We start from the raw sequence: 10513 nt of genomic DNA, 5'->3' as shown, positions 1-10513 counted from the left end.
CCGGCGTGCTGGCGATGATCCGGAGGCGTGTAGCGACTCTGGTCGATCTGAAGGCCCGGGATCACCTGGCGAAAACGTTCGGTAAGACCTTCGCGGAGGCGCTCCGAGATGCGTGTGGGCGAGGCGTTGCTCATGGCAGCGTCGTAGGCGTATCCGCCGGGGCCCGTCAGTTCCACGGCGAAGCGCAGGTCGCCCTGCTCGGTGAGGGTGGCGTCCACGGTAACCGTCTCGGTCGGCGTGGGTTGTGCCTGCTCGATGCGGAAGAGCGCGCCGCCCTCGGCCAGCCACAAGCCCTGGCGTTGCATCAAGCGGTGGGCGGGTTGCCCGTAGGTGGCGAGGGCGTCCGTCGGGTCGAACAGCACCCAGCCGCTGCCCGGGCCTGTGCTTAGGCGGCCGGGTAGCGAGGCCCCGTCGGGGGCGTCGATGGCGAGCACTACGTGGTTGAAGGCGAGGGGCGAGGCGGGCGCGTCGTAGTCCTGGTAGCGATCGCCGATGTTCACCAACACGGGCGTCGAGCGAACGCCCACGGCGTCGAGCATGGCGTGCAGCAGCAGCGCTTTGCCCTTGCAATCGGCGCTGCGGGTGCGCAGCACCTGGCTCGGGGCCTCCGGGCGGAAGGCGCCGATGCCCCATTGGATATCCCGGTAGGTGAGGCCCTGGGCGAAGGCGGCGAGGGCGGCGATGCGCTCGGCGTCGCTCTCCAGGTGCGCCGTCAGGGCGCGGGCCTGGGTGAGGTACGGCTCGCGGGCATCCTCGCGCAAGGCGGCGTCGAACAGGGCGCGGGTGCGCGCTGCGACGTCGCTCCAGCGTTCGCCGTCGTTGGCGTGCAGGCTGGCGTGGATGAAGGGCACGCTGGAGAACAGGCTCGCGAGCCACGGGTGCTCATCGTCCACCAGCAGGTGATGGGAGGCAGGGATGTCGAACAGCGTGATGCCCTGCTCCGACACGCGCTCGACGTCACCGTTCGGATTCACCAGGCGCAGCAGGGGCGCGTTCGCGCCGCCCTCGGGGCGGATGACCAGTTCGATCGTGGGGTAGGCCTCCAGGGGGAAGATCACGTCCTCGCCCGGGTAGGCCACCTTGTCGGTCACGCTCCACTCGGCGATCACCGTGCTGCGCCTGGTGCCGGCGATGGGCGGGGTGTTGACCAGCAGGGAGCGCATGGCGGTGATGGTGGAGCCGTCGAGCAGGGGCACCTCGATGCTGTCGGTGAGGTCCATCACCTCGTGACGTCGACCCTTCGGGATCCACACTCGGGGGCCGTCGAGCACCTGGGAGGCCTGGTTGAAGGGTACGGAGAGCTGTAGCTTCTCCTCCCCCTCATTGAACAGCGGCTGCAGCACCTGGCGATAGGTGCGGCGCAGGTGGCCATCGTCGGTGCGGCCGACGATGACCTCGCTGTATTGGATGACCCAGGCGTCGCCCGCGGCCAGGAAGCCGCCATCGATCACCAGCCGGGGGCGCGTCAGGGATTCCGCCCAGGCCGGCACGGGCGCTTGGGCGAGCGCCGCCGGGCTCCCCGCGAGGCCGGCGACCATCAGCAGACTAGCAATGAAGGTAGGTAGGGCCAGGAGCCTCACGCGGAGGGATTGCCGAACGGTCATGGGTTGGGTACCAGCAGCAGCTTGCGTCGGTCGACGGTGCGTTGCAGGCGTTCGAAGAAGCGCTGCACGTCGGTGTAATCGGCCGCATCGATAATGTAGGGCTCGGACAGGACCAGACTACTCGTGAGGAACTCTCCGTTGGGCGTCGTTTCCGTCTCTACAGTGAAGGTGAACTCGAGTCCCGCGGGACCGGTGACGTGCTCGCTGATCGACTCCCCGGCGTAGGCGTAGCCCGGCGGCAAGCGCCAGCGCATGCGCAGGTCGTAGTCGCCGCCCGCCAACCACAACGGCAGGGAACGCGAGGTCGCCGTGAAGGGGTTGCTGGTGCGCCAGCTGTCGGGCAGGGCGCGCACGAGCAGGCGACCGTCGAGGTTCTGCACGCGCGGTTGCCACTGCGATTCGATCACGAACGGCAGCGGCTCGAGGGGACTGATCATGGTGTCCGACGAGATCTTCGGATCCGGCTCCGGATCCAGCCCCACCCAGGCCGAGAGCATGTCACGCGCGTAGTCCGTGGCCGCCTCGCTGCCGGCGTATACGCCGCCGCCCCGCAGGCGAAGCGTGGACCGGGCCGATCGGGCGGCCGCATCCTCCAGGAACATGCGCATGGTGAGATCGGTCGCCTCGCCGCTCGGGGCGATGTCCGAGGTGAACTCGATCACCGTGAGCTCATGAATGGGCGAAGACACGGGGACGCGCTTCGGCGCCCAACGATCGCCGTTGCGCTCTCGCACGAAGGCAAGAGCCCCGAAGTAGGGATCGGGCACGCCGCGCGCATTCGCCACCGGATCCCCCACCGGGTAGTAGCGTGGAGCGTCCTCCGGCCCTGCCTCCACCACGTAGAGCGGGTCGTAGGGGGCGAGGGCGCCGAGGGCCGGGGAGAAGGGTAGGCCGTTGCGGCTCAGCAGCAGGGCCTGGCGGTTTCGGATCCCGGCCTTGTCGAGCAGGTACTGGTAGTAGAGGGTGACTTCACCCGGGCCGGCGTAGCCCGAGCGCAGGGCGCGGTCTAGCGTCGTGTTACTGCTCGCTGTATCGACGCGCAGGCGGCTGCGCGCATGATCGAAGAGCCGTTCGGCGCGTTCGTGCCACGGCAGGTTGGGCGGCGCCAGCTGTGCCACCGTGCGCGTGTCTTCCGCTCGCCGGGTGCGGCCCAGGAAACGGCGCTCACTCTTCAGGGCCTCGCCGAGGTGATCGCGGATGAGGCGCTCCACCTCGGCCAGTTCGGCGGCCGCAGGCGATTGCTGAAGGCCCCAGCCGTCGAGGGCCATGGCGGGTGCGCCCAGCCGTCCCGTCGCTTGATCGCCGGTGATCTGCGGCGGCTGGCCGGCCCACAGGAGCAGATGATCCTGCCAAGCGCCCTGCGGTACCTCCTCCAGCGTGAGCGCCAAGGCGAGGCCTCGACGCACGTCGGGTGGGGCGAAGGGTTCGACGCGCTTGGCCGGCACGTCCTGCGCCTCGAGCAGGAGCTCCATCTGCGAGGTCAGGGTGGCCGTGGCCGACGGCGGCAAGCTGCCGATTCGCGTAGGTACCCAGCGTCGATCATCGTCGCTGACCATGCGGATGCGCAGGGTCAGATCCCGCGTGGGGTAGTCGCGCTCGAGGCGGACGAGCTTGATCGGCTGGATGCCGTCCACGCGCGTTCGGTAGGCGAGGTCGAGGATGGCGCCGGGGGCCACCCGGGGGAAGTTCACGCTGCGCAAGGAGAGCGTGGAGAGCCCGGTGCCGTCGCGTGCATCCAGGAGCTGCACGTCGCGTTGCTCATCGAGGGGGATGACGGTGCCGTCGTCGGCGATCGTCTGCCCTTCGAGGGAGAGCACCTCATAGCTTTCATCGTCGGCAGAGAAGAAGACGTGTTGGCTGACCTCGGCGGCGCCCATCGCGTCCAGCACCAGGTAGCGCAGGTGGTGGAACTCCTCCGTGTACTCCTCACCGTCTCGGGCGAAGGCCTCGATGTGCATCTCGTGCGTCAACACGACCACGCCGGCGTCCCGCTCCGCTTCCGACAGGGCCCGTTGCGCGGACGCCGCCGGCGGGGCGGCGAAGGGGGTCGCCGCCATTGCAGCCGCCCCCGCGCCGACCGGAACGGCCAGGCTCAGGGCAAGCGCCAGACTGACGCTGGCGGCGGGCCAGGTCATCGTTGGGAGCGAGCGGTGGGGCATCGAACGGATAGGTTATCGAAAACGCTTGGAGCTTCAGTATAACGGTTAACGCACGACCGACCGAAACGGGTTACGCGGGGTGCCGGGCGCCGTTTTCAGCCGTTAAGTTCGCGGCAATGTCAAGTAGGTAAAACCAGCGATTGCAAGGAGATGTTAAGGATCTCTTAGGCGACTCAGTAGTCTGCGTAGGACTTCTCTTCGACCAGGGCCGATCCGGTGAGTTCATTGAGTTCGCGCTTGAGGGCTGCCCGCTGATCGTTGGTGCGGTAAACGCTGCGCGCCAAGTGAATGAATTCGCTGTCGAAGCGCTGCTCGCGCTCCTTGGCTCGGATGTCGTCCTCGATCTCCCACAGGGCTTCGTTGACCTCCCGCAGACGCGCGCAGAGCGCCTCCAAGGCTGGGGAGGTGGGCACGGAGCGATCGCGCACCTCACGCAGGGCGTCGAGCTCTCGCGCCACGTTCTCGCGCTTGGCCCCATCGTCGATGCGCGCGTGCTTGATCTCTAGGATGCTGATCTTGTCGAGCAACTCGCCGACGGACACGGGCACCTGAATCACGCTAGTTCTTCCGGCAGTACATCAGGGCCAGGAAGGGAGGCATGTTCTGGTGCGGCTGGCTCTGGCCCGCGGTCTCCGTGGGGCGGGCGTGCTGCGGGCCGTAGCTGCCGCGGCCCTCGATGGCGAGGCCGTTGACCTCCTGGATCACCTGGTTGCTGCCGGTGGTCGGGTTGGCGTGGCGGTGCTGGGGCATCTGCGAGAGCGACAGGGTGACCTGCTCCTCGCCGCCGCGATCGCCCACGCGTCGGGGCGTGAGGCCGATGCCCCGGCCGGCGCCGACGATGGTGCGCCCGGCGAGGGCGTCGTAGGGGCTCCAACCGTCTGGGCAACGTGGGCGATCGAAGGCCATCACGGCGCCGCTCGGCACCTGTAACGACGCCACCAGATCGGTGCCGTTGGGCAGGCTGGCGAGGCTCGCCCGCACCAGGCTCGAGACGCGCGATTGGATCACCGCGGAGGCATCGTCGATGGCGGCGGTGGCCTGGTCTTCCACCATCGAGCGCAGGGCCTCCTGGGTCTGGTCGGCGGCGACGGTTTGTTCCAGCGCGTCGGTCACGTAGGCGTTGACCCGGGCGCGCAGGCTCTCGGCGATGCGGAACTCGAGGATGCGGCTGTCGAGGCTCTCCTCGAGCTGCGCTTCGGCCTGGGCGAGGGATTGCCAGTGCAGAAAGCCGAAGGCGAGGACGAAGGCGGCGAACATCAGCGTGAGCCCGAGGGCGCCGAGGCCCGAGAAGGGGCCGCCGCCGCCAGCGCCGCCGCGTCGTCGCAGCTCGTCCGACACCACCCGTCGGACGGAGAGTTCTACTTCTTTATCGGGATCCATGCGTTGTCGCTCCTTAAAGCGCGCTGTCCTACAGTGGTGGCCGTCGACCCCCGACGGGGGTGGCCCCGTGATTATGACGCCCGAACGATAGCAAGTCTTTGGGTCAGTCCCGAGTAGCGTGTCGTGCCTTTAGATGCCGCACCGGGCCCCTCGAATGCCTTGTCAGGCGCGGGCGGCGCATCCACAGTGAGGGCCGTGCCGAAAGCACCACCGCATCTGACCGCCGCGGAGACCTCCATGCCCGCCAGCCTGCGAAACCTCGCCATGTTCCACTGCGCCGTCCTGGTGCTGCTCCTGGTGCTCGCGCTCACGCCCGCGCGTCTGAGCTGGTTCGTCCTGCTCGGGCTGGTGTCCCTGGCGCCCCTCGGGCCGTTGCTGTTCATCGACCGGCCTCTCATGTGGCACCTGGCCAAGCTTGCCGCGTACGGCTTCGCCTTCGCCTGTGGCGTGTGGCTCATGTACGGGGTGTTCGGCATCTCGGGTCTCGGCGACGTGCCGCGCCTGGTCGGCTACCTGGTGCTGGCCGTCTACTTCGTGGGCGTGGGGGGATTCCTGAAGAGCGATCCGATTCGCGCCCACTTTCGCGTCGCGCCGGCGGTGTCCGCCGCCTGAGGCACCGCGCGAAGGGGGCTCCCGTGAGCCTGGTATACTCGCGCCGCGTCCAGCGCGGACGCTTCTGAAGAGCGCTGCGTTTCCTTAAAGCCGTCCCGCCTGCCGCCACCTCGCGCGCTGCTGCTGGGCGTGCGATCACCCGTCACAGGCCCCCACGGCATGAGTGAATTCCTCGAGCAACTGCGCCGCCGACGCACCTTCGCGATCATCTCGCACCCCGACGCCGGCAAGACCACCCTCACGGAGAAGCTGCTGCTCTACGGCGGCGCCATCCAGGTGGCCGGCGAGGTGCGCGGTCGCAAGGCCAGCCGCCACGCCACCTCCGACTGGATGGAGCTCGAGAAGCAGCGCGGCATCTCCGTGACCTCCTCGGTGATGCAGTTCCCCTACGGCGATCACATCGTGAATCTGCTCGACACGCCGGGCCACGCGGACTTCTCCGAGGACACCTACCGCGTGCTCACGGCGGTCGATTCGGCGCTGATGGTGATCGACGTGGCCAAGGGCGTGGAGGAGCGCACGATCAAGCTGATGGAGGTGTGCCGCCTGCGCGATACGCCCATCTTCACCTTCATCAACAAGCTCGACCGCGAGGGCAAGGAGCCCATCGAACTGATGGACGAGGTGGAGGAGGTGCTGAAGATCGCCTGCGCACCGGTCACCTGGCCCATCGGCATGGGCAAGCGCTTCAAGGGCGTCTACCACCTGCGCAACGACACGGTGCGCCTGTACCAGCCGTCCGCCGACGGCACCCGCGCCGACGGCGACCTGATCCAGGGCCTCGACAACCCCCAGCTCGATGAGGTGCTGGGCGATCAAGCCGACGAGCTGCGCGAAGAGGTGGAACTCGTGCAGGGCGCGAGCACGGAGTTCGATCCGGATGAGTTCATCGCCGGTCGCCAGACGCCCGTGTTCTTCGGCTCCGCCATCAACACCTTCGGCGTCACCGAGCTCCTCGACGACTTCGTCGTACACGCGCCCCAGCCCCAGCCGCGCGACGGCACCCTGCGCGAAGTGCAGCCCGAGGAGCCCGGTTTCTCCGGCTTCGTGTTCAAGATCCAGGCGAACATGGATCCTAACCACCGCGATCGCATGGCCTTCATGCGCGTCTGTTCCGGTCGCTACGAGAAGGGCATGCGCGCCCGCCAGGTGCGCACGGGGAAGGACGTGAAGCTGGCCGACGCGCTCACCTTCATGGCCTCCGACCGCGAACACGTGGAGACAGCGTACCCCGGCGACATCATCGGCCTGCACAACCACGGCACCGTGCGCATCGGCGACACCTTCAGCGCCGGCGACGAACTGCGCTTCACCGGCATTCCGAACTTCGCCCCGGAGCTGTTCCGGCGCGTGGTGCTGGCCGACCCGCTGAAGGCCAAGCAACTGCAGAAGGGGGTGACCCAGCTGTGCGAAGAGGGCGCGACGCAGCTCTTCAAGCCGCTGGTGAGCAACGATCTCATCCTCGGCGCCGTGGGCATCCTGCAGTTCGACGTGGTGGCGCATCGCCTGCAACACGAGTACGGCGTGCAGGCGCGCTTCGAGTCCGTGAGCGTGCACACGGCGCGATGGATCAGCTGCGATGACGAGAAGCGTTTCGCGGAGTTCAAGCGTAAGCAGGAAGAGAACCTCGCCCTCGATCACGCGGACGAGCTGGTGTTCCTCGCGTCGACGCGCGTGGCCCTGCGCCTCGCCCAAGAGCGCTTCCCCGAAGTGACCTTCGCCGCCACGCGCGAGCACGGCACCTAAGCGCCTTGCTCAGTTACCGCCACGCCTTCCACGCGGGCAACCTGGCCGACGTACACAAGCACGCGGCCCTGGTGGCGATGCTGACCTTGCTCCAGCGCAAGGCCCGCGGCTACTGCTACGTAGACACGCACGCGGGGGCAGGGCGCTATCCGCTCGAGGGTGAGGGCGCCACCGAGTGGCAGCAAGGGATAGCCAGGATTCAGGCCCAGGCGGAGCACGCGCCAGCGGCGTTGGCGCCTTACCTCACGTGCGTTCAGGCAACAGGAGAGGGGCAGTACCCCGGATCCCCGTGGCTGGCCTCGCACCTGGCGCGGGAGCAGGACAGCGCGATCCTCTTTGAGATGCACCCCCAGGACGGCAAGGCCCTGAAGGCGTCGTTCAAGGGCGACCGACAGGTGGCGGTGCATGCGCCCCGCGATGCCCGCGAGGGCCTGCCGGCCCTGTTGCCACCGGCCACGCCCCGCGGGTTGGTGCTGATCGATCCCAGCTACGAGCGCCTCGACGAGTACGCCGAGGCGGTCCAGCTCTTGCTTGTAGCTCGTGAGCGCTGGGCGACCGCTACGGTGGCCGTCTGGTATCCCCTGCTGGGTGGCCCCCGCGCCGGGCGCCACGATGCGCTGCTCCAGGGCGTCCTGTCCCGCTCGGTGCCAGGGCCGATCCTGCGCAGCGAATTGCAGGTAGGCGACCCGGCGCGCACCGGCCTCATCGGCAGCGGCCTGTTGATCGCCAACCCGCCGTGGCCCTTCGCCGAGCAGTGGCCCGCCGTCGATGCGTGGCTCGCGCAGACGCTCGGCGACCCGGTCACGGGCGGGCGAACCGAGGATGATTGGCTCGTGCCGGAAGCGGGCAAGGCCTAGCACCAAGCTGCTACCATCGGCGCATCCTGCGCATCGAAAGCCTCTGACCGACCATGGACGATCTCGCTCGCCTGATCCGCGACGTGCCCGACTTCCCCAAGCCCGGCATCGTCTTCAAAGACATCACACCCCTGCTCGCCGATCCGGAAGGCTTGCGTCTTGCCATTCGCTCCATGGTCGAGCGGGTGCAGGACCTGGAGATCGATCGCATCGTCGGCATCGAGTCCCGCGGGTTCATCTTCGGCGTACCCCTCGCCCTCGAGCTCGGCTTGGGGTTCACCCCGGTGCGCAAGCCCGGCAAGTTGCCCTGGCGTACCCAGTCGCAGTCCTACGATCTCGAGTACGGTAAGGACACGCTGGAGATCCACGAGGACGGCGTCCATCCCGGGGATCGCGTGCTCATCGTGGATGACTTGTTGGCCACGGGGGGCACCATGAGCGCTACCGTCGGCCTGGTGGAAGCGTTAGGTGCCCGCGTGGTCGGCGTCAGCGTGGTGATCGAGTTGGCCTTTCTGAACGGTCGCCAACGTCTTCCGGAGCGTCGCGTGGAGGCGCTGCTCAGCTACTGACGCGGTCATCGTGTCGCGGCGTGTCATTGGTGCGCTGCAGAGCGCGTGGCGGTTGCGAGCGTTGGAAGCGCGAGCGTAGGCTGCAGGGCAGTGTGCGCGACCTAGCAGGTCGCTCGCCCTTCGCTCAGCACCACGCCGGAGTCACGCCATGAAGTCCTCGCTGACCCTGATCGCCGCCTTTGTCCTCCTCGCCCTGAGCCACGCGCCTGCGGCGTCGGCGCAGTCGACCTGCGGGCCGGACGCCCTGCAGGACAGCGGCTCCATCTACCGCATCTGCATGCCGCCGCCCGAGGACTACAACAACCGCCTGGTGATCTGGGCGCACGGCTTCCAGGACGCCACTGAGCCGGTCAGCATCCCCGAGGATCAGCTGTGCTTCGACGAGGTCTGCCTCGACGAACTCTTCAACGGCCTGGGCTACGGCTTCGCCACCAACAGCTACTCGAAGACCGGCCTTGCGATTCTCCAAGGCTCGGACGACATCCTCGACCTGGTCGATATCTTCACTGCCGAGCAGGGTGCGCCGGAGCGCGTCTACCTCGTGGGCGCGTCCGAGGGCGGCATCATCACGACGCTGCTGACCGAGGGCAGCCCCGACGTGGTCGACGGCGGCGTGGCGGCCTGCGGGCCGATCGGTGACTTCAACCTGCAGCTCGAGTACTTCGGCAATGCCCGACTGGTCTTCGAAGTGCTCTGGCCCGGCCTCTTGCCCGGCGGCCCCTTCAACGAGCCCCAGGACATCGCCGACAACTGGCCTGACTACTTCTTCCAGACTATCGAGCCCGCTCTGCAGGCGAACCAGGGTCGGCTCCTCGAGTGGGTCGCCGCTGCCGAGCTGCCGGTGGACCCGAACGATTTCCTCGCCAGCGCGATCAACAGCGCCGAGGCCGTGCTGCGCTACGCGGTGGTCAACTACGACGATGCCACCGAAGTGCTCGGCGGCTTCCCCTTCGGCAACACCGACAAGGTGTTCGGCGGCATTCGCCTGACGGAGCTGATCAACGAGCGCGTGCAGCGGGTGGAGGCGGACTCCGCCGCCCTGGTGGAGATCGAGAACTACCAGACCACGGGCAGCCTCGATCGACCGTTGATCACCATCCACACCACGGCGGACGAGCAGGTGCCGTACTTCCACGCACCGATCTACGTACTGAAGACCCTGCTTAACCTCGACTACCTCACCCAGCACTTCCACGTTCCCTACGACCGCTACGGCCACTGCAACTTCACCAGCACGGAAGCGCTGATCTCGTTCCTGCTGATGCTGCTGTACGCGGGAGATCTGTTCGAAGTGCAGGGCGTCGGGGAGATCCTGCCCGCCGAGCAGCTCGCGGACTTCGAGGCCAAGGCCCGCGAGTACGGGATCCGTTACCGCCTCGACGGGCGGCCGCACGTGGTGGTGTCGCAGGACTGAGGCGCCCGCCGCCGGGGCGATGCGAGGGGGCGGGGGAGCACCGTCCTCCAGCGGATGACGAGCCTCTACCTCACCAGGGGAGAGGTATAGGTTGCATCGTGCGCGACGGGGGCCGGCTTGCCGGCCGCCAGCGCGTCGAGCACGTCTTGGAAGCGGGTCTCGTAGGCGAAGT

At 67.9% G+C, this 10513-nt stretch carries 9 protein-coding genes; 5 read left to right on the top strand and 4 right to left on the bottom strand.

Annotation, left to right across the window (positions count from 1 at the left end; all coding sequences use genetic code 11):
- The 4 genes from AAF184_22380 to AAF184_22365 all read right to left on the bottom strand — a co-directional run.
- Positions 1 to 1604: hypothetical protein (locus AAF184_22380; protein MEO0425099.1), on the bottom strand; the 1604-nt coding region annotated here is incomplete at its 3' end.
- Positions 1601 to 3739, bottom strand: a complete 2139-nt coding sequence (locus AAF184_22375; GenBank protein MEO0425098.1) for a DUF3857 domain-containing protein — start codon at positions 3737 to 3739, stop codon at positions 1601 to 1603. The genes AAF184_22375 and AAF184_22380, both read right to left, overlap by 4 nt.
- A 197-nt stretch (positions 3740 to 3936) precedes the next feature.
- Positions 3937 to 4320: a DUF6165 family protein gene (locus AAF184_22370; GenBank protein ID MEO0425097.1), complete on the bottom strand. Its 384-nt coding sequence runs from the start codon at positions 4318 to 4320 to the stop codon at positions 3937 to 3939.
- 1 nt (position 4321) lies between these two features.
- On the bottom strand, positions 4322 to 5143 hold the full coding sequence (locus tag AAF184_22365) for a hypothetical protein (protein MEO0425096.1): 822 nt from the start codon (positions 5141 to 5143) through the stop codon (positions 4322 to 4324).
- 237 nt (positions 5144 to 5380) lie between these two features.
- Between AAF184_22365 and AAF184_22360 the strand changes: the two genes are divergently transcribed.
- From AAF184_22360 to AAF184_22340, 5 genes are all read left to right on the top strand, one after another.
- Complete coding sequence (locus tag AAF184_22360; protein ID MEO0425095.1) at positions 5381 to 5755, top strand: hypothetical protein; 375 nt, start codon at positions 5381 to 5383, stop codon at positions 5753 to 5755.
- A gap of 159 nt (positions 5756 to 5914) precedes the next feature.
- Positions 5915 to 7501, top strand: coding sequence for a peptide chain release factor 3 (locus AAF184_22355; GenBank protein ID MEO0425094.1), 1587 nt, complete (start codon positions 5915 to 5917; stop codon positions 7499 to 7501).
- Positions 7502 to 7506: 5 nt separating this feature from the next.
- A complete protein-coding gene (rlmJ, locus tag AAF184_22350; GenBank protein MEO0425093.1) occupies positions 7507 to 8358 on the top strand; it encodes a 23S rRNA (adenine(2030)-N(6))-methyltransferase RlmJ in 852 nt (283 codons plus the stop codon).
- Positions 8359 to 8411: 53 nt separating this feature from the next.
- Positions 8412 to 8927, top strand: a complete 516-nt coding sequence (locus AAF184_22345; protein ID MEO0425092.1) for an adenine phosphoribosyltransferase — start codon at positions 8412 to 8414, stop codon at positions 8925 to 8927.
- Between the two features lie 148 nt (positions 8928 to 9075).
- Positions 9076 to 10341, top strand: coding sequence for a hypothetical protein (locus tag AAF184_22340; GenBank protein MEO0425091.1), 1266 nt, complete (start codon positions 9076 to 9078; stop codon positions 10339 to 10341).
- Positions 10342 to 10513 lie beyond the last annotated feature (172 nt).

Source organism: Pseudomonadota bacterium, assembly GCA_039815145.1.
Classification (GTDB): Bacteria; Pseudomonadota; Gammaproteobacteria; order Steroidobacterales; family JBCBZW01; genus JBCBZW01.
This window is presented reverse-complemented; position numbering and strand designations above follow the sequence as displayed.